This window comes from Micromonospora sp. SYSU B005 (assembly GCF_055362685.1).
The window spans coordinates 150,460-174,978 of record NZ_JAXCFU010000004.1; the positions used below are offsets into that span (position 1 = coordinate 150,460).

Sequence of the window (24,519 nt, forward strand, 5' to 3'; positions counted from 1 at the left end):
CACGCATTTCCGGCGTACAGTAAAGGCGTCCGGACAGAGCGTGTCCGCGCCTTCTGGCAGCCCCCGGCGAGTGGACCGGCCGACGTGGAGATGATCTACGGCCTTGGTCAACTTGACGAAGGAGGGGTTTTCGGCTCAATATGTAGGTGTCGCCAGTCGCGCCCAGCCATGCCCCGATGCAGTGGGAATGGCAGCCGCGAACATCATGGGCGCGCGTTGGCCGGCCTTTCCGGCAGCGCACATCAAGGAGTCAGCATGGCGAAGGCCCTCTACGGCCACGTAAGTGCAGCGCCCGACCGGCGTCTGCTCGACGAGGTCACCCGACTGCGTGCCAGGGTTCAGGCACTGGAGTTCGAGATCACGCGTCTGCGCGCCGACAACGATCGGCTTGCGGCGGCAGCGGCGGAGGCCGATGACCTCCTCCGTCTGGCCGAGCCCGCACTGACCTGATCTCCAGTTGTCGGAAAACTGAATCGCACCACACCGAAAAGCGCGCCGACACTCAAGTGCCGGCGCGCAGCCATGTGCGGACCCCTTTTCGTCGCAGCCGTCGCAATTCTCGATCTTGCGGAAGCGCCCGGAATTGCGCCCGGTAATTGTGATCATGCATTTCCGTCCCGTCCGCGACGGCCGGGCGGAAAGCGGACAGCCCGGGCGGCGGGTGGGTCGCGTGGCGGCGGCGCCCCGGTCCCGGGTTAGTCTGCGGGTTCACCAGGTCCGCGCAGCCGGCGACGGTACGGCGGCCACCGGACGAGGATCGAGAAGGTGCATCTCAAGAGCCTGACGGTGAAGGGCTTCAAATCCTTCGCCTCCGCCACGACGTTGAAGCTGGAGCCCGGGATCACCTGCGTGGTGGGCCCGAACGGCTCCGGCAAGTCCAACGTCGTCGACGCCATCGCCTGGGTGCTCGGCGAGCAGGGCGCCAAGGCGCTGCGCGGCGGCAAGATGGAGGACGTCATCTTCGCCGGCACCGCCGGGCGGGCGCCGCTGGGCCGGGCCGAGGTCACCCTCACCATCGACAACACCGACGGCGCGCTGCCGATCGAGTACACCGAGGTCTCCATCACCCGCCGGATGTTCCGCTCCGGCGAGAGCGAGTACGAGATCAACGGCGACTCCTGCCGCCTGCTCGACATCCAGGAGCTGCTGTCCGACTCGGGCATCGGCCGGGAGATGCACATCATCGTCGGGCAGGGCCGGCTCGACGGCATGCTGCACGCCAAGCCGGAGGACCGGCGCGCGTTCATCGAGGAGGCGGCGGGCGTCCTCAAGCACCGCAAGCGCAAGGAGAAGGCGCTGCGGAAGCTCGACGCGATGCAGACCAACCTCAACCGCCTGACCGACCTCACCGCCGAGCTGCGCCGCCAGCTCAAGCCGCTGGGCCGGCAGGCCGAGGTGGCCCGCCGCGCCGCCGGCATCCAGGCCAACCTGCGCGACGCCCGGCTGCGGCTGCTCGCCGACGACCTGCACACGTTGCGGACCACACTGGACAAGGAGATCGCCGACGAGACCGCGCTGCGCGAGCGGCGCGAGCTGATCGAGGCCGAGCACGGCGAGGTGCAGGGCCGCCTCGGCGAGCTGGAGGCGGCGCTGGCCGAGGACGCGCCGCTGCTCGCGGCGGCGCAGGACACCTGGTACCGCCTCTCCGCGCTCCAGGAGCGGTTCCGCTCGATCGAGCAGCTGGCCCGGGAGCGGCTGCGTCACCTCAGCGCCGCCGGCGACGACGAGCGCCCCGGCCGCGACCCGGAGCAGCTGGAGGCGGAGTCGCGGCGGGTCCGCGAGCAGGAGGAGGAGCTGCGGGCCGCGCTCACCGATGACCAGATCCGGCTGGCCGAGGCGGTCGAGCACCGCCAGGAACTGGAACGCCAGCTCGCCGCCGCCGAACGGGAACTGGTCGCCGCGGCCAAGGCGATCGCCGACCGGCGGGAAGGGCTGGCCCGCCTCACCGGGCAGGTCAACTCCGCCCGAGCGCGGACCACGAGCGCCGGTGAGGAGATCGAACGGCTCGCCGCCGCGCACACCGACGCCATGGGCCGGGCCGAGAAGGCGCAGGCCGACCTGGACGCGGTCGCCGAACAGTCGACCGAGGCGGACCGGGACAACGCCGACCTGGACGCCCGGCACGACGAGGCGGTGGCCGTACACGAGCGGGCCCAGGCCGCGGTGCGCAGCCTCGCCGACGGGGAACGCGCCGCCGAGAAGGACGCCGCCACCTGGAAGGCCCGCGAGGAGGCGCTCGCCATGGGCCTGCGCCGCAAGGACGGCGCCGGGGAACTGCTGGCCCGCGCCGACCAGGTGCCCGGCCTGCTCGGCAGCCTCGCCGGGCTGCTCACCGTCGCGCTCGGTGACGAGGCGGCGCTCGCCGCCGCGCTGGGCGGCCTGGCCGACGCGGTGGCGGTCAGCGGCGTGGACGAGGCGGTCGAGGCGATGCGGCTGCTCAAGATCTCCGACGCCGGCCGGGCCGGGCTGCTGGTCGGCAGCCCCGCCGGACCGGGCATGGACGGGCCCGCCGACGCGCTGCGCCCGAAGCTGCCCGAGGGCGCCCGCTGGGCCCCGGACCTGGTGGAGTGCTCGCCCGCGATCCGTCCCGCCGTGCACCGGGCGCTGCGCGACGTGGCGCTCGTCGACGACCTGGCCGCCGCGTCCGCGCTCGTCGCCGCGAACCCGGAGCTGCGCGCGGTCACCCCCGACGGCGACGTGGTAGGTGCGTACGCGGCGGCGGGCGGGTCGGCCAAGGCGCCCAGCTTCATCGAGGTGCAGGCCGCCGTCGAGGAGGCGCGGGCCAACCGGGCCACCGCCGAACGCTCCGCCGCCGAGCTACGTGAACAGCTCGCCGAGGCGCGCGCCGAGGTGGCCGCCGCCAAGGAGGCGGTGCAGCACGCCGCCGCCGCGAAGCGGGAGGCGGAGAGCCACCGCAACGCCGCCGCCCGCCGCCTCGCCGAACTGGGCGCTGCCGCCCGCTCCGCCAAGGCGGAGACCGACCGGCTCGGCGAGTCCCGGGCCCGCGCCGAGGCGGCCCGGGAACGGGACCTCGCGGCGCTGGCCGAGCTGGAGGAACGGCTGCGGCTGGCCGAGGCCACCCCGATCGACGCCGAACCGTCCACCGAGGAACGCGACCAGCTCGCCGCCATGGTGCCGCAGGCACGGCAGAACGAGATGGAGGTCCGGCTCGCGGTGCGTACCGCCGAGGAGCGGGTGGCCTCGATCGCCGGGCGGGCCGACTCGCTGGCCCGGCAGGCCACCGCCGAACGGGCGGCGAGGGAGCGCGCCGCGGCCCGGCGCGCGGCCCGCACGCGCGGCGCCCAGATCGCCCGGGCCGTGGTCGGCGGCGCCCGGGAGGCGCTCACCCGGCTCACCGTCTCGATCGCCCGGGCCGAGGAGCACCGCGACGCCGTCGCCCGCGAACGCGCCGCGCGCGAGGCCGAGCTGTCCGAGGTACGCGGCGCGGCCAAGCGCCTCGCCGCCGAGCTGGAGCGGCTGACCAGCCAGGTGCACCGCGACGAGGTGGCCCGCGCCGAGCAGCGGATGCGCATCGAGCAGCTGGAGGCCAAGGCCGCCGAGGACTTCGGGCTGGACGTGGCCACGCTCGTCGCCGAGTACGGCCCGGACCGGCTCGTCCCGCCCACCGACGCGGACGTGGCGCTCGCCGAGAAGGAGGGCCGGCCGGTGCCCGAGCCGGTCCGTTACGAGCGGCCGGTGCAGGAGAAGCGGGCCGCCAAGGCGGAGCGGGAACTGGCCCTGCTGGGCAAGGTGAACCCGCTCGCGCTGGAGGAGTTCGCCGCGCTGGAGGAGCGCTTCAAGTTCCTCTCCGAGCAGCTGGAGGACCTCAAGGCGACCCGGCGCGACCTGCTCACCGTGGTCAAGGACGTGGACGACCGCATCCTGGAGGTCTTCGCCAGCGCGTTCGAGGACACCGCACGGGAGTTCGAGCAGGTCTTCACCGTGCTGTTCCCCGGCGGCGAGGGCCGGCTCGTGCTCACCGACCCGGAGGACCTGCTCACCACCGGCGTCGAGGTCGAGGCCCGCCCGCCGGGCAAGAAGATCAAGCGGCTCTCGCTGCTCTCCGGCGGGGAGCGGTCGCTGACCGCGGTGGCGATGCTCGTGGCGATCTTCCGCGCCCGGCCCAGCCCGTTCTACATCATGGACGAGGTGGAGGCGGCGCTCGACGACGTGAACCTGGGCCGCCTGATCACGCTGCTGGCGCAGTTGCGGGAGAAGAGCCAGCTCATCGTGATCACGCACCAGAAGCGGACCATGGAGATCGCCGACGCGCTCTACGGAGTGACGATGCGCGCCGGTGTGACCCAGGTGATCAGCCAGCGGCTCAACCGGGCCGACGACGAGGAACAGGTGACGAGCGAGTGAGTCGGGAACGCGCCACGGCGCTCCTGGTGGACTTCGACGGCGTACTGCGCCGCTGGGATCCGGCGGTGGCCGCCGGCGTCGAGCGGGAGTACGGGCTGACCGAGGGCGTCCTCGGTGAGATCGCGATGTCCTGGGGACTGCTCCAGCCGGTGCTCACCGGCCAGGTCAGCCACGCCCAGTGGATGATGAGCGTGGCCGACGCGCTGACCCCCGCCGTCGGCGCGGACCGGGCCCGTGCGGCGGTCCAGGAGTGGCAGAGCTACCGCGGTGAGGTCGACCCGGAGGTGCTGGCGTTCGTCCGCGAGGTGCGGGCTGCGGGCATCCGGGTCGGGCTGGGCACGAACGCCACCGACCTGCTCGACGCCGACCTGGCCGCGCTGGGCCTGACCGAGGAGCTGGACGTGATCGTCAACTCCTCGGTCGTCGGGGTGCACAAGCCGGCGAAGGAGTACTTCCAGGCCGCCTGCGAGGCGCTGGCGACGCCGCCGGGGCGGGTGCTGTTCGTCGACGACGAGGACCGCGCGGTGGCCGGCGCCCGGGTGGCGGGTCTCTCCGCGCACCGCTGGAGCGGCCCGGCCGACCTGCGGTACCTGCGGGCGGCGCTGGCGTACTGAGCCGGCTCAGGCGCCGGTGACGCCGTCGATGCGTTCCCGGATCAGGTCGGCGTGGCCGTTGTGCCGGGCGTACTCCTCGATCATGTGCACGTACACCCAGCGCAGGCTGATCTCGTGCGTGGTGTCGCCCCGGCGGTGGCGGAAGGTGTGCTCCAGCGGCAGGCCGGCCACCGCCTCCCGGGCCGCCTCGATCTCGGCGCGCAGCGTGGCGAACGCCTCGGCCGGGTCGGCGTCGGCGATGTCGTTGAGGTCCGCGTCCGGGTCGGTGCTGTAGTCGTAGAGGTCGGGCAACTCCAGGGCGGCGGCGCGGTGGCGGAACCACCAGCGCTCCACGTCGGCCATGTGCCGGACCAGGCCGAGCAGGGTCAGCCCGGAGGGCTCGACGCTTCGGGTACGCAGTTGCTCGGCGGTCAGCCCGGCGCACTTGTGCACCAGGGTGTCGCGATGGTGGTCGAGCCAGCCTTCGAGCATGGTGCGCTCGTCGGCGACGTACGGCTCGTGGCGGCGGTCGATCTCAGGCACGGTCCAGGTCATGGGCGCAGATGTTAAGAGGGGCCCCCGGTACGACGCGAGGCGTTAACAGGGGGCCCTTCCTTCATGGCACCACGACGACGGGCCAGCGGCCGGTGCGGACCAGCCGGGTGGCGACCGAGCCGACCAGCTTGTGCCCGGCCTGCTCGGACGAGCCGACCACGACCATGTCGGCGCGGTGCTCGTCGGCGGCCCGGCACAGCTCGGTGTAGGCGTCGCCGCGCCGGCACAGGAACGTCACCGGCAGGTCCAGTTCCTCGGCCCCGCGCCGGCACTCGGCACGCAGCTCGTCGGCCAGCTCGTCGTGGGTCTGCTGGACCGCGCCGGCCACCACGCCGGTGAGCATCGCGCTGTACGAGGCGGGCGAGCTGACGAAGACCGCCACCAGCGTGGCGCCCTGCCGCCGGGCCAGTCCGGCGGCGTACGCGGCGGCGCGCATCGAGGTGCGGCTGCCGTCCACGCCGACGAGCACCACCCGTGGCCCGTCCGTACCCCGTTCGTAGGGCAGCGGCCGGGTCTGCGGGCCGTACCGTTCACGCTCCGCGGCGTCCATCGTCAGTCCTTCGTTCCGGCCGGAACGGCCTCGGCCGTCTCCCGCCCGGTGGGGACCGGCTCGGCGTTGGAGCGGCGCAGCGGCACCTCCCGGATGAGGACCACCGCGATCAGGGCGAGCAGCCCGAACGGGGCGGCGGCCAGGAAGATGTCACCGGCGGCGTGGCCGTACGCGGACTCGACCACGGCCCGGATCGGGCCGGGGAGCGTGTGCACGTCCGGCAGGCCGCCGCCACCCGACCCGGAGGCCGGGACGCCGAGGCGGCTCAGGCCGTCGGCCAGGTAGCCGGTGACCCGGTGCCCGAGGATCGCGCCGAGCGCGCTGACGCCGATCGCGCCGCCGAGGCTGCGGAAGAACGCCACCACCGAGCTGGCCGCGCCGAGTTCGTCCGGGCGGACGGTGTTCTGCACGGCCAGCACCAGGTTCTGCATGCTCATGCCGACGCCGAGTCCGATCAGCGCCATGAACACGGCGAGGCGCCAGTACGGGGTGTCCGCGCGCATGGTGCCCATCAGCGCGAAGCCGGCGGTGAGCAGCACCGAGCCGATGACCAGCCAGCTCTTCCAGCGGCCGGTGGCGGTGATGATCCGGCCGACCACCGTCGAGGAGACCAGCAGGCCGCCGATCATGGGCAGCGTCATCAGGCCGGACATGGTCGGGCTGGCGCCACGGCTGATCTGGAAGTACTGGCCGAGGAAGACCGAGGCGCCGAACATGCCGACGCCGACCGCGATGCTGGCGATCACGGCGAGCGTGATGGTGCGGTTGCGGAACAGGTGCGGCGGGATCATCGGTTCCGCGGCACGCTTCTCGACCCGGGCGGCGAGCACGCCGAGCACCGCCGCGCCGGCCACCATCGCACCGCTGGTCCAGGAGATCCAGTCGTACTTGTCGCCGGCCAGGGTGATCCAGACCAGCAGCAGCGAGACGGCGGCGGTGATGAGCGTGGCGCCCCACCAGTCGATCTTCACCTCGCGCTTGACCACCGGCAGGCGCAGCGTCCGCTGGAGCACGACCAGGGCGAGCACGGCGAACGGCACGCCGACGTAGAAGCACCAGCGCCAGCCGAGCCAGGAGGTGTCCACGATCACGCCGCCGATCAGCGGGCCGCCGATGGTGCCGACGGCCATCACCGCGCCGAGGTAGCCGCTGTACCGGCCGCGCTCGCGGGGCGCGATCATCGTCGCCATGATCACCTGGGCCAGGGCGGTGAGGCCGCCCGCGCCGACGCCCTGCACCACGCGGCAGGCGATCAGCTCACCCGTGGTCTGCGCCTGCCCGGCGAGCACCGAGCCCAGCACGAAGACCACCAGGGAGAGCTGGACCAGCAGCTTCTTGCTGAACAGGTCGGAGAGCTTGCCCCAGATGGGCGTGGTCGCGGTGGTCGCCAGCAGCGTCGAGGTGACCACCCAGGTGTACGCGGACTGGCCGCCGCGCAGGTCGGTGATGATCCGCGGCAGCGCGTTGGAGACCACGGTGGAGGAGAGGATCGCGACGAACATGCCCAGCAGCAGGCCGGAGAGTGCCTCCAGGATCTGCCGGTGGGACATGTCGACGGCGGTCGCCCGCGCGGGCGCAGTCGCCTGGGTCATCGTGGATTGCCTCCGGAACGGGGGAGAAAGGTTGCCTCGGGCAACCGTATAAGCCGTTGCCTTGAGCAACAACTCGGGTCGGGCCGGCTTTGTTCCCCCTCGCCGGGGGCTCAGAACGACTCGTTGAAGCGGTGCATCAGCCGGGCCAGGTCCGCCACGTCCTCTTTCGGCCAGCTTTCGAGCGAACGCCTGATCTGTCCGAGTCGTGCCGCCCGGGCCGCGTCGAACCGCCGGGTGCCCTCCTCGGTCAGGCTCAGCTGGGCCGCCCGCCGGTCGGTCGGGTCCGGGTCGCGCCGGACCAGGCCCAGCGCCTCCAGACCGCCGATCTGGCGGCTCAGCGTGCCCTTGCCGATGCCCAGCTTCGCGGCCAGGTCGGTGAGGCGGATCGACCCGGAGCGGCGTAGCCAGAGCAGCAGGCCGTACGCGTTGGGTTCCAGGTTCGGGTGGACCTCGCGGGCGATCTCCCAGGACAACGCCCGGCCGCGGCGCAGCAGCGCGGTCAACTCGTGCTCCACGGCGCGCAGCGTCTCGTCCACGCTCAGAGGGTACTCAGTCCCCGTCGCTGAGTTGCTGGTGCGCCACCGGTCGCAGCTCGCCCTCGCTGGTCGTGCCCTCGATCACCACGGCGGCCCTGCGGCCCTCATGGGTGAGCGTGGCGACCGCGTTGCCGAAGTAGGGCCCGGCCAGCTTCCGCCAGCGCACCGGCGGGCGGCGTACCCCGGCCGAACGCGCCAGCGCCCGGGTCGCCCCGGCCGGCCCCGGATTCCAGCCGAGCGTCATCAGCGGGCGCATGCCGGCCGGCACCTGGTTGTGGATCGGCGAACAGGTGAGCTGGTGCACGGGCGTCCGGACGTCACGGTCGGCGAACCGCGCCCGGGCCACGTACGAGTGGTGCACGTCACCGGAGAGCACGCTGATCGACGCCGGTCGCGCGTACGCCGGCCCGGCGCCCACCCGCGCCCCGGTGCGCGGCGCGGTGCCGCTGCCCAGCCGCGCGAACAGCTCGCCCAGCGCCTCGAACGAGCGCCGGAACGCGGCCCAGTGCTCCAGGTCCAGGGCCCGGCGGATCTGCTCGGAGATCCGCGCCACCCACTGCCGGTTGGAGTCGGCCAGGCGCTCGTTCCACGCCTCGACGTGGTGGATGCCCGGCGGCAGCAGCCACGGCAGCGAGCTGCCCACCACCAGATGGTCGTAGGTGCCGTGCGCCTGGTCGAGGAACCACGACCACTCGCCCGGCGGCAGCATCGCCCGGCTGCCGGGCAGGAGCACCCGGCTGGACCGGTTGTCCAGCATGACCAGGCGGGTGCGGCCCAGGTCCAGCGCGTAGCTCCACTGGTATTGCACGGCCCGCCAGCGCTCGGTGTCGTGCGCCAGGTCGGCCTCCTTGTCGACCCGCTCACCGAACTCGTGCAGCACGCTCGTGGCGTCCTCGGCGGCGATCACCTTCGCGTACACCGGGTCGGCGGCGATCTCGTCCGGGCTGAGGTTGCCCAGGTGCTGGTAGACCCAGTAGGAGGCGAGGCCGCTGCGGATCCGCTCGGCCCACCACGGCTGCTCGCGCATGTCCGCGCGCCACGACTGCGAGGTGTTCCAGTCGTCGATCACCTCGTGGTCGTCGAAGATCATCACGCTCGGCACGGTGGAGAACAGCCAGCGGATCTCCGGGTCGCGCCACGACTCCAGGTAGAGCTTGGTGTACTCGTCGAAGCTCACCACCTGCGTCGCCGGGGCGTCCTTCGGCCGCCGCCGGCGCCGCTTGAGCAGCCGCCGCACGGTCGGCGAGGTCTCGTCCGCGTACACCTGATCGCCGAGCAGCACCAGCAGGTCGGGCAGCACGGCCTCGTCGGGCGCGGCCATCACCCGCCGGGCGTACGCGTCCAGCGCGTCAGGCGGCAGCCGGCGCGCGGTGGAGTGCTGGGTGGTCTCCCGGCACGAGCCGAACAACAGCCGCACCGGCTGGTCGGCGTCGTCGAGCGCGCGGGTGCGGATCACGCTGGGCGGGAACGACGAGTCGGGCAGCGGCCACGCCACCTCGTCGTCGATCAGCACCTCGTAGGTGGTGGCGCTGTCCGGGGTGAGCCCGCTCACCACGACGATCGCGTAGTGGTGGTCGTACGCGGAGAAGGTGGGCGAGCTGCCGGTGGCGCCGTCCGCCGTGCGGACGGTGACCACAGCGGGCGAACTGGTCTCCACCCAGACGGTGGCCCGCGTGTCGACGACCCGGCGCAGCAGCGGGCCGATGAGCAGGCGGGAACCGGGCACGACGCACCTCCGACAAGATCGTTGCGGCTGATTCCTACCCGGCCGGCGGTTGCGGTACGCCTTCCGGTGTGAGCGTACCCGCAGGTTGTTCGCGTGCCGAGGCGGTGAGTGGGACGCCGTCGCCGGCATCTGACAGGATTTCGGGCATGACGGAATACCTCCTCGTCGCTCTCGCCCTGCTCGGCGTGCTGATCATCGGCGGCCTGAGCCTCGTGGTGCCCCGGCTGCGCCGGCGCCCGCAGCCGCCGCTGCCGCGCACGGAGGTCGACACCCGGACGGAGGAGGACCTGGCCGGCCCGCCGGTCGAGGCCCCGGAGGCGGAACTCACCACCGGCGTGGTGGTCGAGGCGCCGCCGGCCCCTCCGGTCGAGGTGCCGCAGGTCGAGGTGCCGGAGCCGACCGCCGGCCGCCTGGTCCGGCTGCGGTCGCGGCTGTCCCGCTCGCAGAACGCCTTCGGCAAGGGCCTGCTCGGCCTGCTCAGCCGCGACCGGCTGGACGAGGACACCTGGGAGGAGATCGAGGACAGCCTGATCACCGCCGACGTCGGCATCGACGCCACCCGGGAGATCGTCGACCGGCTGCGCGAGCGGACCCGGGTGCTCGGCACCCGTACCGGGGACGAGCTGCGCGCGCTGCTCGCCGCCGAGCTGGTCAACGCGCTCGACCCGGGCCTGGACCGCTCGCTGCGCACCGCGCCGAAGGAGGGCGTCCCGGCGGTGGTGCTCGTGGTCGGCGTCAACGGCGCCGGCAAGACCACCACCTGCGGCAAGATCGCCCGGGTGCTCGTCGCGGACGGCCGCAGCGTGCTGCTCGGCGCGGCCGACACGTTCCGGGCCGCCGCCGCCGACCAGCTGGAGACCTGGGGCGGCCGGGTGGGCGCCGAGACGGTCCGCGGGCCCGAGGCCGCCGACCCGGCGAGCGTCGCGTTCGACGCGGTCAAGCGCGGCATCGACACCGGCGTGGACACCGTGCTCATCGACACCGCCGGCCGGCTCCAGAACAAGATCGGCCTGATGGACGAGCTGGGCAAGGTCAAGCGGGTGGTGGAGAAGCACGGCCCGATCGACGAGACGCTGCTGATCCTCGACGCCACCACCGGCCAGAACGGGCTGGAGCAGGCGCGGGTCTTCACCGAGGCGGTGAACGTCACCGGCGTGGTGCTGACCAAGCTCGACGGCACCGCCAAGGGCGGCATCGTGATCGCCGTGCAGCGCAAGCTCGGCATCCCGGTCAAGCTCGTCGGCCTCGGCGAGGGCAAGGACGACCTGGCCCCGTTCGACCCGGCACAGTTCGTCGACGCGTTGCTCGGCACCGAGCCGCTCGCCCGGGACGCGTAGCCTCTCCCGTGACGACTGACGATCGCGCCTACGCGGGGTGGCGCGACCCCAGCCACCCGTCGCCACGCCTCGGGAGACCGTACGTGACTTCGCAGGAGATCCCGCTGCACGGCGGGAACGTGAGCACAGTGGTCCGTGTGGGAGACACGGTCCGGCGCAACGCCGGCCCGTGGACGCCCTCCGTGCACGCGCTGCTGCGCCACCTGGAGTACGTCGGATTCACCGGCGCGCCCCGGGCGCTCGGCATGGACGAGCGCAACCGGGAGGTCCTGTCGTACCTGGAGGGGGAGTGCGGGGAGTACCCGCTGGCCCCGCACTGGGTCACCGACGAGGCCCTGGTCACGGTGGCCACGATGCTGCGGATGTTCCACGACGCGCAGTACGGCTTCACCCCGCCGCCCGGCGCGGTCTGGCGCTCGTTCGGGCCGCCCCCGCCGGACACCGAGGTCATCTGCCACCACGACGCCGCGCCGCACAACGTGATCTGGCGGCCGGACGGCACGCTCGGGCTGATCGACTTCGACCTCGCCTCGCCCGGCGCCCGCATCTACGACGTGGCGTACGCGGCCTGGACCTGGGTGCCGATCTTCTCCGACCGGGACTCGATCACGCTCGGCTGGAAGCACCCGGACCGGCCGCGCCGGCTGCGGCTGTTCGCCGACGCGTACGGGCTGATCCCGCGTGACCGGCACCGGCTGATCCGGACCATCCGCAAGCGCATCGTCGACCACGTCGAGGGCATCCGGCGGATGGCCGCCGCCGGTGAACCGGCGTTCGTCCGGATCGTCCACAAGGGCCACCTGCGTCGCCCTATGCGTGACCTGCGGCTGCTCGACTACGAGCGGCACCAGTTGGAGTACGCGCTGCGCTGACCAAGATCGGCGTTCTTCACACGCCGGAAACAACCCGTCACGCGTCGGAAATCGCGCGGTGTCGCTGAAGGAAACAGCCGGCGACAAAGCTTCCGCGCAACCGGCTGACGGGCGATGCTGCCAGGTCTCAGTCGGAGGGAGGAATACGACAACGAGAGGAGGCAGCGTGGAGATCGACACCGGGAACACTGCCTGGTTGCTTGTCTCGACTGCCCTCGTGCTGCTCATGACCCCCGGTCTCGCGCTGTTCTACGGCGGCCTGAACCGGTCCAAGGGCGTTCTGAACATGATGATGATGAGCTTCTCGTCCATCGGGCTCGTCAGCATCCTGTGGCTTTTCTACGGCTTCACCGTCGCCTTCGGCGAGGGCGGCAGGTTCTGGGGTGACCTGGGCCAGTACCTCGGCACCAAGACCTTCGTCGGCGAGAACGACCTGTGGGGCGAGACCGGCATCCCGATCTACGTCTTCATCGCCTTCCAGATGATGTTCGCGATCATCACCGTGGCGCTGATCAGCGGCGCGCTGTCCGACCGGGTGAAGTTCGCCGGCTGGCTGCTGTTCGCGTTCGGCTGGGCCACCCTGGTCTACTTCCCGGTCGCCCACATGGTCTGGGGCGGCGGGCTGATCGGCGGCGACATCGGCGCGCTGGACTTCGCCGGTGGTACCGCTGTGCACATCAACGCCGGTGCGGCGGCGCTCGCGCTGGTGCTCGTGCTCGGCAAGCGGGTCGGCTGGCCGCGCGAGAGCATGAAGCCGCACAACGTCCCGATGGTCGCCCTCGGCGCCGCGCTGCTGTGGTTCGGCTGGTTCGGCTTCAACGCCGGTTCCGAGCTGACCGCCGACGGGGTCACCGCGCTGGCGTTCATCAACACGCAGGTCGCCACCGCCGCCGCGCTGCTCGGCTGGATCGTGGTGGAGTGGCTGCGCGACGGCAAGCCGACCCTGGTCGGCGCCTCGTCCGGCGCCATCGCCGGCCTGGTCGCGATCACCCCGGCCTGTGCGTTCATCACCCCGGCCGCAGCGGTGCTGCTGGGCGTGGTGGCCGGTGCGGTCTGCGCCCTCGCGGTCGGCCTGAAGTACCGGCTCGGCTACGACGACTCGCTCGACGTGGTAGGCGTGCACTTCGTCGGCGGCTGGATCGGCTGCCTCTGGATCGGCCTGTTCGGCACCGCCTCGGTCAGCTCGCTGGTGGAGACCGACGGTCTGCTCGTCGGCGGCGACGCCTCGCTGCTCGGCAAGCAGGCGATCAGCGCGCTGATCGTCAGCGTCTACTCCTTCGTGGTCGCCTTCGCCCTGGGCTTCGTGATCGACAAGACGATCGGCCTGCGGGTCTCCGCCGAGGCCGAGGTCGACGGCATCGACATCGCCGAGCACGCGGAGAGCGGCTACGACCTGTCGCCCACCACGGGCAGCAGCGGTGGCGCGTTCGCGATGGCCGGGATCGGCGCCGGCAAGCCGGCCGCGGAGCCCGCCGTCGAGACCGACGAGTCCGCGCCGGTCAGCGAGAAGGTCGCCGGTTAACGTTCCTGGGATGGAGGGGTTGGACATGAAGCTGGTGACCGCGGTCATCAAGCCGTACCAGCTGGACGCGGTGAAGGAGGCCCTGCACGCGCTCGGCGTGGCCGGGCTGACCGTCAGCGAGGTCCAGGGCTACGGCCGGCAGAAGGGGCACACCGAGGTCTACCGGGGTGCCGAGTACACGGTCGAGTTCCTGCCCAAGATCCGGGTCGAGGTGCTCACCGACGAGATGGACGTCGACAAGATCGTGGACGCGATCGTCGGCGCCGCCCGGACCGGCAAGATCGGCGACGGCAAGGTCTGGGTGACCGGCGTCGAGGAGGTCGTCCGGGTGCGTACCGGCGAGCGCGGGCTCGACGCCCTCTGATCGCCGGATCCGCCGACGTGACCTCGTTGACCACGGCCGCCGCCCCCACCGGGGACGGCGTGCCCGTGGTCAACGAGGTCGCCGGCGTTCCCGCCGGCATCGGCGCGGCCGCCCGGACCGCCCGGGCCGACGCGCTCGACGCCTGGCTGTGCCGGGCCTTCCCGGACCGGGACGGGGTCGCGCTCGTCGCGGTGGGCGGGCTGGGCCGCCGCCAGTGCGCCCCCTACGGCGACCTCGACCTGGTGCTGCTGCACGCCGGGGTACCCGGCATCGACGAGCTGGCCGCGTCGCTCTGGTATCCGATCTGGGACGCCGGGCTGCGGCTGGACCACTCGGTGCGCACCGTCGCCGAGGCGCTGTCGGTGGCCCAGGACGACGTCAAGGTCGCCCTCGGCCTGCTCGACGCCCGGCACGTGGCGGGCGACCCGGCGCTCACCGACCAGCTCGCGCGTACCGCCACCGACCACTGGCGGCGGACCGCGATCCGCCAGCTCCCCGGCCTGCGCGAGATCACCGCCGCGCGCTGGGAGGCGCACGGCGAACTGGCCTTCCTGCTCGAAGGCGACCTCAAGGAGGCGGCCGGCGGGCTGCGCGACGTGGGCATCCTGCGCGCCATCGCCACCGCCGGCGTCACCGACGCGCTCCGCCCCGCCGTACACGCGGCGCACCGGCGGCTGCTGGACACCCGCGACGCGCTGCACCAGCAGGTGGGCCGCCGGGTCGACCGCCTGGTCGCCCAGGAACGCGACGGCGTGGCGCGGCTGCTCGGCGCCGAGGACGGCGACGCGCTGCTGCGGCTCGTGGCCGGCGACGCCCGCACCGTCAGCCACGCCCTGGACGACGCCTGGCGGGCCGCCGACCGGCTCCGCTCCGGCCGGCACCGCGCCGCGCCCGGCCGCCCGCTGCGCCGCCCGGTCGCCCGGGACGTGGTCGAGCAGGACGGCGAACTCGTGCTCGCCCGCACCGCCATCGGGGCCCGCCCCGACCCGAGCCTGTCGCTACGTGTGGCCGCCGCCGCTGCCACCACCCGGCTGCCGATCGCGCGCGCCACCTGCGAGTGGCTCGCCGCGTACTGCCCGCCGCTGCCCGCGCCCTGGCCGCCGGCGGCCCGCGCCGCGCTGATCACCCTGCTCGGCGCCGGTCCCGGCCTGGTGCCCGCCTGGGAGACCTGCGACAGGTACGGGCTGATCGACCGCTGGCTGCCCGAGTGGACCCGGATGCGCAGCCTGCCCCAGCACAACCCGGTGCACCGGTTCACGCTCGACCGGCACCTGGTGCAGACCGCGTACGAGGCGAGCCGGCACACCCGCGACGTGGAACGGCCCGACCTGCTGCTGCTCGGCGCGTTCCTGCACGACATCGGCAAAGGGCTGGACGGCGACCACTCGACTGTCGGCGCGCCGCTGGCCGAGGCGGTCGCCACCCGGATCGGGCTGCCGCCCGAGGAGGCGGCGCTCATCGGCACGCTGGTCCGGCTGCACCTGCTGCTGCCCGACGTGGCCACCCGCCGTGACCTGTCCGACCCGAAGACCGTCGCCGGTGTCGCCGAGCGGGTCGGCGACACCGGCACGCTGGAACTCCTGCACGCCCTGGTCCGCGCCGACGCCGCCGCCACCGGCCCGGCCGCCTGGTCCGGCTGGAAGGGCCGGCTGATCGCCGAACTGGTGAGCCGGGTACGCACCACGCTGGACACCGGCGTGGTACCCGCCCCGCCGGCCCCGGACCCGGCGCTCGTGGCCGGGCCGCTGCCTGTCGTACACCTGGGGGAGGACCGGGTGTCGGTGGCCGCGGCCGACCGGCGTGGGCTGCTCGCGACGGTGGCCGGGTGCCTGGCGCTGCACCGCCTGGAGGTGATCTCCGCGGATGCCGCCACCGTCGACGGCCGCGCCCTGGTCGAGTGCCGGGTGCAGCCGCGCTACGGGCTGGCCCCGGACCCGATCGCGCTCAGCGCCGACCTGCGCCGCGCGGTCGGCGGTGACGTCTCGGTCATCCAGCGGCTGCGCGGCCGGGCGCTCGCCGCGCGCAGCCAGGGCGCCGCACCCCGGGTGGTGTGGCACCGGGAGGCGGCCACCGACGCAGTGCTGCTGGAGCTGCGGGCCGCCGACGCCGCAGGGCTGCTCTACCGGGTCACCTGCGCGCTGGACGAGGCGGGCGCCCAGGTGCGGGCGGCCCGGATCTCGACGCTGGGTGGCGACGTGGTGGACGCGTTCTACCTGGTCGGCGGCTGGCCGTCGGACGAGGAACGGACCCGGATCGAGGCCGCCGTCCTCGCCGCCGTGTAGCGGAACGGGCCGCCGGGCCGGAGCGGGGGTGCGGGCGGCGGGCTACCCTAACGGTGGGCTGGACCACCGGCCCGGCAGCATGTGCCCGCCGAAAACGACAAACGGGATGTTCGCGTGTTTGACACCTTGAGTGACCGCCTGTCCGGGATCTTCACCAAGCTCCGCGGCAAGGGCCGGCTCACCGACGCCGACATCGACGCCACCGCGCGCGAGATCCGGATGGCGTTGCTGGAGGCCGACGTCGCCCTGCCGGTGGTCAAGGGCTTCATCGCGAACGTCAAGGAGCGGGCGCGCGGCGCCGAGGTCTCCCAGGCGCTCAACCCGGCGCAGCAGATCGTCAAGATCGTCAACGAGGAGCTGATCAAGGTCCTCGGTGGCGAGGGGCGGCGGCTCCAGTTCGCCAAGCACCCGCCGACCGTGATCATGCTGGCCGGTCTCCAGGGTTCCGGTAAGACGACGCTCGCCGGCAAGCTGGCCCGCTGGCTCAAGAGCCAGGGCCACCAGCCGCTGCTCGTCGCCGCCGACCTCCAGCGTCCCAACGCCGTCGGTCAGCTCCAGGTGCTCGGTGGCCGGGCCGGTGTCGAGGTGTACGCCCCGGCGCCCGGCAACGGCGTCGGCGACCCGGTGCAGGTGGCCCGCGACTCGATCGAGCACGCCCGCCGCGCCGCCCGGGACATCGTCATCGTCGACACCGCCGGCCGGCTCGGTATCGACACCGAGATGATGCAGCAGGCCGCGAACATCCGCGACGCGGTCCAGCCCGACGAGGTCATCTTCGTCATCGACGCCATGGTCGGCCAGGACGCGGTGCGCACCGCCGAGGCGTTCCGCGACGGCGTGGGCATCACCGGCGTGGTGCTGTCCAAGCTCGACGGCGACGCCCGCGGTGGTGCCGCGCTCTCCGTCCGTGAGGTGACCGGCCAGCCGATCCTGTTCGCCTCCACCGGCGAGAAGCTGGAGGACTTCGACGTCTTCCACCCGGACCGGATGGCCAGCCGGATCCTCGGCATGGGCGACGTCCTCACTCTGATCGAGCAGGCCGAGGCGGCCTTCGACTCCGATCAGAAGGAGAAGATGACCGCCAAGCTGATGGGCGGAGAGACCTTCACGCTGGAGGACTTCCTCGATCAGCTCATCGCGGTCCGGCGGATGGGCCCGATCGCCAACGTGCTGTCCATGATGCCGGGCATGGGGCAGATGAAGGACCAGCTCGCCGAGCTGGACGACAAGCACTTCGACCGGGTCACCGCGATCATCAGGTCGATGACCCCGGCCGAGCGCACCAACCCGAAGATCATCAACGGCTCCCGCCGGGCCCGGATCGCGAACGGCTCCGGCGTCACCGTCATGGACGTCAACCAGCTGCTCAACCGCTTCGCCGACGCGCAGAAGATGATGAAGCAGATGGGCGGCATGATGGGCCTGCCCGGCGGCGGCCGGCGCAAGGCGACCAAGTCGCCGAAGAACAAGCGCAAGGGTACGAAGGGTGGCGGCCGGCCGCGTACCGGTGCCGGGATGCCGGGCGGCTTCCCGGGCGGCATGCCGCAGCTCCCGCCGGGCCTGGACCCGGGTGACCTGGCCGGTGGACAGGGCCTGCCGCCGGGCTTCAAACTCCCGAAGATCGACTTCAACAAGCTCGGCAAGGGTGGCGACAAGGGCCCGCGCTAGCGTGTCGGTGACGGTGGGCGACATCGCTGTCTCTTAAAGTGATGTCGCCCCCTGGAGGGAGATGTCAATGACCGCGGTCCCGATCCTGCCGGAGCGGCACGAGTGGACGGTCGACGACCTGGGCGAGCTGCCCAAGGACCTTCCGTACGAACTGATCAACGGAAGGTTGATCGTGCCGTCGCCCACTCTGCTGCACCAGGACATGTGCGTCGAGTTGCTGCTCGCGCTTCGCGTCAACTGCCCGAAGGAGTATCAGGTCGGGATCGACCTGTCGATGCGGGTCGACCACCGGAACGAGCCCCGGCCGGACGTCGTCGCGGTCGTGCGGGGTAACGCCAACCGGAGCCCGTTGCCGGTCGAGGACGCGGTGCTCGCCGTCGAGGTCATCTCGCCGACCTCCACCTTCCGCGACATGTACGACAAGGCCAGGGTCTACGCGCACGCCGGTGTCCGCTCCTACTGGGTGCTCGACCCGGTCAAGGAGAAGATCACGCTGACTGAGTACGTGCTTGGCGCCAATCGCGAGTACAAGCAGGTCAGTCAGGCCGAGGACCTGTTCGTCACCGAGCGGCCCTGGAAGGTCTCTGTCGATCTGCCGGCGCTGACCGCGCGCCGCAACGACCTGCTCGCCGGCGAGGAGGACTGATCGGGTAGGACTGTGCACATGGCTCTGCACGTGCGCGGTGTGTTCCTTCCCGACGACGAGGTCCGGGACGTCTGGCTAATCGGCGACCGGGTGACATTCGAACCGGTGCCCGGCGCCGAGACGGTGGCCGACGGTGGCTTCGTGCTGCCCGGCCTGACCGACGCGCACTGCCACATCGGCATCGCCCGCGGCGGCAGCCCGATCACCTCGCTCGACCAGGCACGGGATCTGGCCCGGATCGACCGGGACGCGGGCGTGCTGGCGATCCGGGACGCCGGGTCGCCGTACCCGTACCCGGAACTGGAGGACGAGCCGGACCTGCCGCGACTGGCCCGCGCGGGCCGGCACGTCGCCCCGCCGAAGCGCTACCTGCGCGACATCGGCGTGGAGGTCGGCGCGGCGGAGGTCGCCGCGACGGTGGCCGCGCAGGCCGCGGCCGGCAACGGCTGGGTCAAGCTGGTCGGCGACTGGATCGACAGGGGAGTGGGCGACCTGGCGCCGGCCTGGGACGCCGACACCATGACCGCGGCGGTCGCCGCCGCGCACGCCGCCGGGGTACGCGCCGCGGTGCACACGTTCTCCGAGTCGGCGGTGGAGATCATGGTGCGGGCCGGGGTGGACTCGGTGGAGCACGGCACCGGGCTGAGCCTCGACCTGATCGACCTGATGGCCCGGCAGGGCACCGCCCTGGTCCCCACGATGATCAACATCCGGACGTTCGGCCACATCGCCGAGCAGGCCCGGCCCAAGTTCCCCGGGTACGCCGACCACATGCTCGCCCTGCGCGACCGCTTCCCCGAGGTGGTGCGCGCCGCGCACGAGGCGGGCGTGCCGATCTACGTCGGCACCGACGCGGGCGGCGGCATCGACCACGGCCTCGCGGCCGAGGAGATGCTTCTGCTGCACGAGCAGGCCGGCATGTCCGCCCCGGACGTGCTCGCCGCCGCCTCCTGGCGGGCCCGGGAGTGGCTCGGCTTCCCCGGGCTGGTCGAGGGCGGCCTCGCCGACCTGGTGGTCTACCCCGAGGATCCGCGCCGCGACCTGCGCGTGGTCCGGACGCCCAGCCGGATCGTGCTGCGCGGCCGGGTCGTCCGCTGACCTGCGGTCGGCGGCGGGGGTGACCGGCCGCCGCCGGCGCCCCTAGCGGGCCGTCGCCGCCATCAGGAACAGGCGCACCGCCAGGTCGGCCAGCCGGTCGGCGGTCTCGTCCACCGCGCCCCCGGGCAACACGATGTGGCTCACCACCAGGCGTACGACGCTGTCCGCCGCGAACGCCAGGGCGGCCGGATCGGCGTCGGGCAGACGCTCACCGGTCCACTCCAGCAGCGCCCGCGCGGCCTCGGCGAGCACCAGCTCGGACCGGGTGGTGAGGTAGGGCAGCAGCTCCTCCGATCCGCCCCGGGTGCTGGTCAGCACCGCCCGCACCAGCGGGTTCTCGGCGGCCGAGGCGAGCGTGCGGTGGATCGCCGCGTACGCGGCCGCGCGGACGTCGGAGTCGTGCTCGTCCAGCGCGGACCGGACCTGGCCGACGAACCGGTCCACCTCGTGCCGGGCCAGCGCCTCGCCCAGGCCCGCCTTGGTGCCGAACTCGTTGTAGACCGTCTGCCGGCTCACCCCCGCGGCGCTCGCGACCGCACCCATCCGGACCCCGGCCCAGCCGGTCGTGACGGTCAGCGAACGGGCGGCGTCGACGATCGTGTCACGCACCGGCGTGACGTTCTTCGGCTTGCGCATGGTGATCGAAGTCTACGGGCGCTGTTCAGCGCACCTCGAGTTCGTACTCCGCCTCGACCCGGAACCGTCCGCCGTCGTGGCCGCCGAAGGTCAGGTGGTGCGTCCCCGGCGCGGGCGGCGGCACCAGACCCCACAGACCCCAGCAGGAGACGTGCACCGGCCACGGCCACGCGGTGACGACGTTGTTGAAGAACCCCCGCACCGGGAACGAGGCGGGCGAGCCCGCCGGCCGCACCGGCACCGCGACCCCGTCCAGCTCGGCGTGCCCGTCGGCGTGGGGCATCGGCGGGACCGGGTCGTCCCGGCGGCCGACCGTCCAGCAGCAGATCGCCGGGAAGAACAGGGGACGACCCGCCGGCACCACGCAACGCCGGCTGACCCCGCCACCCTGCGTGCCGGCCAGGAACCACACGTCGGCGGGCTGGTGACGCCCGCCGTGCCGGCCGGTCGTGTCCTTGAGCGGGTTGACCGGCTGGCGGTGGGCGGCCACCCAGGCCACCCACCGGGCGGCGAGCGGGGCCAGTGCCGGTGCCGGGTCCGGGGCGGGGAGGTGCATGACGGCAGATGGTAGTGCGGGCGCGCCCGGCTGCGGCGACCCGTCACGGGACGCATAGGATGTGCGGTCATGGCACGCGTGCTCACTCCCCGTGCGGAGGACTTTCCCCGCTGGTACCAGGACCTGATCGCCAAGGCGAAGCTGGCCGACAACGGCCCGGTCCGGGGGACCATGGTGATCCGACCGGCCGGCTACGCCATCTGGGAGCGGATGCAGGCCGAGATGGACGCCCGGATCAAGGCGGCGGGCGCGGAGAACGCGTACTTCCCGCTGTTCATCCCGGAGAGCTACCTCAAGCGTGAGGCCGAGCACGTCGAGGGCTTCTCGCCGGAGCTGGCGGTGGTCACGCACGGTGGCGGCAAGCAGCTCGCCGAGCCGGTGGTGGTGCGCCCCACGAGCGAGACGGTCATCGGCGAGTTCATGGCCAAGTGGATCGACTCGTACCGCGACCTGCCGCTGCTGCTCAACCAGTGGGCGAACGTGGTCCGGTGGGAGCTGCGCCCGCGGATCTTCCTCCGCACCAGCGAGTTCCTCTGGCAGGAGGGGCACACCGCGCACGCGACCCGTGAGGACGCCCGCGCCTACGCGCGGCGGATCCTGCACGAGGCGTACGAGGATCTGATGGTCAACGTGCTCGGCATCCCGGTCGTGGTCGGCCTGAAGACCGCCCGGGAGCGCTTCGCCGGCGCCACCGCCACGTACACGTGCGAGGGCATGATGGGCGACGGCAAGGCGCTGCAGCTGGGCACCAGCCACGAGCTGGGCCAGAACTTCGCCAAGGCGTTCGACATCAGCTACTCCTCGGCCGAGGGCGGCCGGGAGCACGCGTGGACCACCTCCTGGGGCACCTCCACCCGGATGCTCGGTGGTCTGATCATGTGCCACGGCGACGACAACGGGCTGCGGGTGCCGCCGAAGCTGGCGCCGGTGCAGGCGTACGTGATGATCGTCAAGGACGGCGAGGGCGTGAGCCAGGCGGCGGCCAAGCTGTGCGACGCGCTGCGCGACGCCGGGGTGCGGGTGGCGCTCGACGACCGGACCGACACCGCGTTCGGCCGCCGCGCCGTCGACGCCGAGCTGCGCGGCTACCCGGTCCGCGTCGAGGTCGGCCCGCGTGACCTGGCCGCCGGCAACGCGGTGGTGGTCCGGCGTACGGACGGCTCGAAGGCCCCGACGCCGGTGGCCGACGTGGTCGGCGCGGTGGTGGCCGCGCTGGATGCCGACCAGCGGGCGCTGCACGACCAGGCGCTGGAGTTCCGCCGGTCCCGCACCGTCGAGGTGTCGACGCTGGCCGAGGCGATCGAGGCGTCCGCCACCGGCTGGGCGCGGGTGCCGTGGTCGGCGGTCGGCGTCGAGGGCGAGGCCGAGGCGAACGGCCAGGGCGTGACGGTCCGCTGCCTGGTGCGCGCCGACGGCTCGGTGCCGGACTCGGAGGACGAGCCCGACCTGGTGGCGATCCTCGCCCGCGCGTACTGAGATGCGGCCCGGCGATCCGGCCGGCCGGTTCGCGCCGGGGCGGCTGATCCTGCACCGGAACGTGCGGCACGGCCGGATCGGCTGGGTCCGGTCGGCCCGCGTGGTCTCCGACGACGAGCGTGGCCTGCTGCTCTGGGTGGCGCGGACAGCGCCCGTCGCGCACGAGGTGACGGAGGCCGGCCTGGGCATGCGGGCCGTGCCGTTCGCCGAGTGGGTGACGTCGTCCTACCGGCTCGCGCAGGGACTGTGGAACGGCCCGCCGGTGCTGAAGTTCCTGCCCACCGGCGCGGCCCACTCGGTCTGGTGGTTCCGCGACGCCGCCGGCCGCTTCCAGAACTGGTACGTCAACCTGGAGGAGCCCGGCGTCCGCTGGGACGACGGCACGGTGGCCGGCGTCGACATGGTCGACCAGGACCTCGACGTGGTGGTGTACCCGGACCTGAGCTGGGAGTGGAAGGACGAGGACGAGTTCGCCGAGCGGCTGGCGTTCCCGGAGCACTACTGGGTGACGGACGAGAAGGCGGTACGCGCCGAGGGCGAGCGGGTGATCCGAATCGCCGAGGCGGGGGAGTTCCCGTTCGACGGCACCTGGTGCGACTTCGCTCCGCCCGCCGAATGGGACGTACCGGACGAACTTCCGCCGGGCTGGGACCGCCCGCCGGTGCGCTGAACGAGTGTCCTCGGTCACGGCCCGGGCTTCCCCGGGCGTGGTGTCCGGGTCCGGTGTGAGAGTTCCGGTCCGGATCTGGCAGAATGGTTCGCTGGTATCCGGCACGCGTCCGGCGCCCTCTAACCCGGGCGCGTCGCCAGTTCACCGAGCAGTCTCCGGCCCAAACCCCACTGTGCCGGTCGGCGCTCACCCGCACACCGCCCGTACGGGCCGGTGAGATCGCAACAGGAGCGAAACAACTGTGGCCGTAAAGATCCGGCTCCTGCGGATGGGCAAGATCCGCAACCCGCAGTACCGCATCGTCATCGCCGACTCGCGCACCAAGCGTGACGGTCGGGCGATCGAGTTCGTCGGTGTGTACCAGCCGAAGGAAGACCCTTCGGTGATCGAGGTCAAGTCGGAGCGGGTCCAGTACTGGCTCTCGGTCGGCGCCCAGCCGAGCGAGGCCGTGCAGCGCCTGCTGGAGCTGACCGGTGACTGGCAGAAGTTCAAGGGCCTGCCGGCCCCGCCGCCGCTGAAGGTCGCCCCCGAGCGGGCCGACCGCAAGGCGGCGTACGAGGCCGAGGCGAAGGCCGCCGCCGGCGTGGCGGACACCCCGGCGAAGCCGGCCAAGAAGGCCGCCGCCAAGGCGGAGGAGCCGAAGGCCGAGGCCCCCAAGGCCGAGGAGCAGACCGGTGCCGAGTCCGGCGAGCAGGCCTGACATGCCGCTGCGTCCCGCTCTGGAGCACCTGGTCAAGGGCATCGTCGACCACCCGGACGACGTCCGGGTGCGCATGGTCGACTCCCGTCGGGGCAAGCGCCTCGAAGTCCGCGTGCACCCCGAGGACCTCGGCACGGTGATCGGGCGGTCCGGCCGGACCGCCAAGGCGCTGCGCCAGGTGATCGGCTCCATCGGCGGGCGTGGGGTACGCGTCGACATCGTCGACTCGTACTGATGCTTCTCGTCGTCGGCCGGATCGGTAAGCCGCACGGCATCCGCGGTGAGGTCACCGTGGAGGTGCGTACCGACGAGCCCGAAGCACGGTTCGCCCCCGGTTCGGTGTTGACCACCGAGCCGGGGGTCACCCCGTCGGAGCCCGGCGCCTGGCGGGTGCCCCCGACGCTCACCGTCGAGTCGGCCCGCTGGCACCAGGGCCGCCTGCTCGTCGCCTTCGAGGGCGTGCTGGAGCGCGACGTCGCCGAGGCGCTGCGCAACACGCTGCTCGGCGTGGACAGCGCCGACGTCGCCCCGCCGGAGGACCCGGAGGAGTTCCACGACCACCAGCTGGTCGGGCTCACCGTGGTCACCCGCGACGGCGAGCACGTGGGCGAGGTGGCCCGCATCGACCACGCGCCCGCGTCCGACATGCTGGTGCTGCGGCGCCCCGAGGGGCGTACCGCGCTGGTCCCGTTCGTCAAGGCGATCGTGCCCGAGGTGGATCTGGCGGGCGGTCGCGTCGTCGTCGACCTGCCCGGCGGCCTGCTCGACCTCTAGC

The 24,519-nt window shown here is 72.8% G+C and carries 23 protein-coding genes; 16 read left to right on the forward strand and 7 right to left on the reverse strand.

Annotated features, from left to right (window positions below; all coding sequences use genetic code 11):
* The first annotated feature begins 255 nt into the window (after positions 1-255).
* From SM452_RS12270 to SM452_RS12280, 3 genes are all read left to right on the forward strand, one after another.
* A complete protein-coding gene (locus tag SM452_RS12270; RefSeq protein ID WP_013284566.1) occupies positions 256-450 on the forward strand; it encodes a hypothetical protein in 195 nt (64 codons plus the stop codon).
* 315 nt (positions 451-765) lie between these two features.
* Positions 766-4,365, forward strand: coding sequence for a chromosome segregation protein SMC (gene smc / locus SM452_RS12275; RefSeq protein ID WP_463839945.1), 3,600 nt, complete (start codon positions 766-768; stop codon positions 4,363-4,365).
* The gene (locus SM452_RS12280; protein ID WP_357210696.1) at positions 4,362-4,979 is read left to right on the forward strand and encodes an HAD family hydrolase; all 618 of its coding nucleotides are present in this window, start codon (positions 4,362-4,364) and stop codon (positions 4,977-4,979) included. The genes smc and SM452_RS12280 overlap by 4 nt, the downstream gene beginning before the upstream one ends.
* Before the next feature lie 6 nt (positions 4,980-4,985).
* Here SM452_RS12280 and SM452_RS12285 read toward each other — a convergent pair whose 3' ends face one another.
* The 5 genes from SM452_RS12285 to SM452_RS12305 form a co-directional block, all read right to left on the reverse strand.
* Complete coding sequence (locus tag SM452_RS12285) at positions 4,986-5,513, reverse strand: DinB family protein (protein ID WP_262014775.1); 528 nt, start codon at positions 5,511-5,513, stop codon at positions 4,986-4,988.
* Positions 5,514-5,574: 61 nt separating this feature from the next.
* Positions 5,575-6,063 carry a universal stress protein gene (locus SM452_RS12290; RefSeq protein WP_355506835.1) on the reverse strand — a complete coding sequence of 163 codons (489 nt, stop codon included), beginning with the start codon at positions 6,061-6,063 and terminating at the stop codon, positions 5,575-5,577.
* Positions 6,064-6,065: 2 nt separating this feature from the next.
* On the reverse strand, positions 6,066-7,655 hold the full coding sequence (locus SM452_RS12295; RefSeq protein ID WP_262014776.1) for an MDR family MFS transporter: 1,590 nt from the start codon (positions 7,653-7,655) through the stop codon (positions 6,066-6,068).
* Between the two features lie 110 nt (positions 7,656-7,765).
* The gene (locus SM452_RS12300) at positions 7,766-8,191 is read right to left on the reverse strand and encodes a MarR family winged helix-turn-helix transcriptional regulator (RefSeq protein WP_013284573.1); all 426 of its coding nucleotides are present in this window, start codon (positions 8,189-8,191) and stop codon (positions 7,766-7,768) included.
* Between the two features lie 13 nt (positions 8,192-8,204).
* Positions 8,205-9,917: an alkaline phosphatase D family protein gene (locus SM452_RS12305; RefSeq protein ID WP_366621064.1), complete on the reverse strand. Its 1,713-nt coding sequence runs from the start codon at positions 9,915-9,917 to the stop codon at positions 8,205-8,207.
* Positions 9,918-10,063: 146 nt separating this feature from the next.
* Here SM452_RS12305 and ftsY point away from each other — a divergent pair, with 146 nt between their 5' ends.
* The 8 genes from ftsY to SM452_RS12345 all read left to right on the forward strand — a co-directional run bounded on the left by ftsY (position 10,064) and on the right by SM452_RS12345 (position 19,706).
* Positions 10,064-11,254, forward strand: a complete 1,191-nt coding sequence (gene ftsY, locus SM452_RS12310) for a signal recognition particle-docking protein FtsY (protein WP_262014778.1) — start codon at positions 10,064-10,066, stop codon at positions 11,252-11,254.
* Positions 11,255-11,262: 8 nt separating this feature from the next.
* Positions 11,263-12,126, forward strand: a complete 864-nt coding sequence (locus tag SM452_RS12315; RefSeq protein ID WP_174361701.1) for a phosphotransferase — start codon at positions 11,263-11,265, stop codon at positions 12,124-12,126.
* Positions 12,127-12,292: 166 nt separating this feature from the next.
* Complete coding sequence (locus SM452_RS12320) at positions 12,293-13,648, forward strand: ammonium transporter (RefSeq protein ID WP_262014779.1); 1,356 nt, start codon at positions 12,293-12,295, stop codon at positions 13,646-13,648.
* Positions 13,649-13,673: 25 nt separating this feature from the next.
* On the forward strand, positions 13,674-14,012 hold the full coding sequence (locus SM452_RS12325; RefSeq protein WP_013284578.1) for a P-II family nitrogen regulator: 339 nt from the start codon (positions 13,674-13,676) through the stop codon (positions 14,010-14,012).
* Positions 14,013-14,029: 17 nt separating this feature from the next.
* A complete protein-coding gene (locus SM452_RS12330; RefSeq protein WP_463839946.1) occupies positions 14,030-16,294 on the forward strand; it encodes a [protein-PII] uridylyltransferase in 2,265 nt (754 codons plus the stop codon).
* Between the two features lie 114 nt (positions 16,295-16,408).
* Positions 16,409-17,962, forward strand: a complete 1,554-nt coding sequence (ffh, locus tag SM452_RS12335; RefSeq protein WP_262014781.1) for a signal recognition particle protein — start codon at positions 16,409-16,411, stop codon at positions 17,960-17,962.
* 67 nt (positions 17,963-18,029) lie between these two features.
* Entirely contained in the window at positions 18,030-18,608 is a 579-nt protein-coding gene (locus SM452_RS12340) for a Uma2 family endonuclease (protein ID WP_463839947.1), read from the forward strand.
* Between the two features lie 18 nt (positions 18,609-18,626).
* Entirely contained in the window at positions 18,627-19,706 is a 1,080-nt protein-coding gene (locus tag SM452_RS12345) for an amidohydrolase family protein (protein ID WP_463839948.1), read from the forward strand.
* Positions 19,707-19,748: 42 nt separating this feature from the next.
* Here the strand turns inward: SM452_RS12345 and SM452_RS12350 are convergent, their stop codons facing one another.
* On the reverse strand, positions 19,749-20,342 hold the full coding sequence (locus SM452_RS12350) for a TetR/AcrR family transcriptional regulator (RefSeq protein WP_463839949.1): 594 nt from the start codon (positions 20,340-20,342) through the stop codon (positions 19,749-19,751).
* Between the two features lie 25 nt (positions 20,343-20,367).
* Positions 20,368-20,898 (reverse strand): hypothetical protein, encoded by a 531-nt coding sequence (locus SM452_RS12355; protein ID WP_463839950.1) that lies wholly within the window; start codon positions 20,896-20,898, stop codon positions 20,368-20,370.
* 69 nt (positions 20,899-20,967) lie between these two features.
* Here SM452_RS12355 and proS point away from each other — a divergent pair, with 69 nt between their 5' ends.
* The 5 genes from proS to rimM all read left to right on the forward strand — a co-directional run bounded on the left by proS (position 20,968) and on the right by rimM (position 24,518).
* Positions 20,968-22,374: a proline--tRNA ligase gene (gene proS / locus SM452_RS12360; RefSeq protein WP_262014786.1), complete on the forward strand. Its 1,407-nt coding sequence runs from the start codon at positions 20,968-20,970 to the stop codon at positions 22,372-22,374.
* Position 22,375: 1 nt separating this feature from the next.
* Positions 22,376-23,044, forward strand: coding sequence for a ribonuclease FAU-1 family protein (locus tag SM452_RS12365; RefSeq protein WP_463839951.1), 669 nt, complete (start codon positions 22,376-22,378; stop codon positions 23,042-23,044).
* Positions 23,045-23,285: 241 nt separating this feature from the next.
* Positions 23,286-23,744, forward strand: coding sequence for a 30S ribosomal protein S16 (rpsP, locus tag SM452_RS12370; RefSeq protein ID WP_018786330.1), 459 nt, complete (start codon positions 23,286-23,288; stop codon positions 23,742-23,744).
* Positions 23,719-23,979 (forward strand): RNA-binding protein, encoded by a 261-nt coding sequence (locus SM452_RS12375; protein ID WP_026268109.1) that lies wholly within the window; start codon positions 23,719-23,721, stop codon positions 23,977-23,979. Before rpsP ends, SM452_RS12375 begins: the two co-directional genes overlap by 26 nt.
* Complete coding sequence (gene rimM / locus SM452_RS12380) at positions 23,979-24,518, forward strand: ribosome maturation factor RimM (protein ID WP_030269963.1); 540 nt, start codon at positions 23,979-23,981, stop codon at positions 24,516-24,518. Before SM452_RS12375 ends, rimM begins: the two co-directional genes overlap by 1 nt.
* Position 24,519 lies beyond the last annotated feature (1 nt).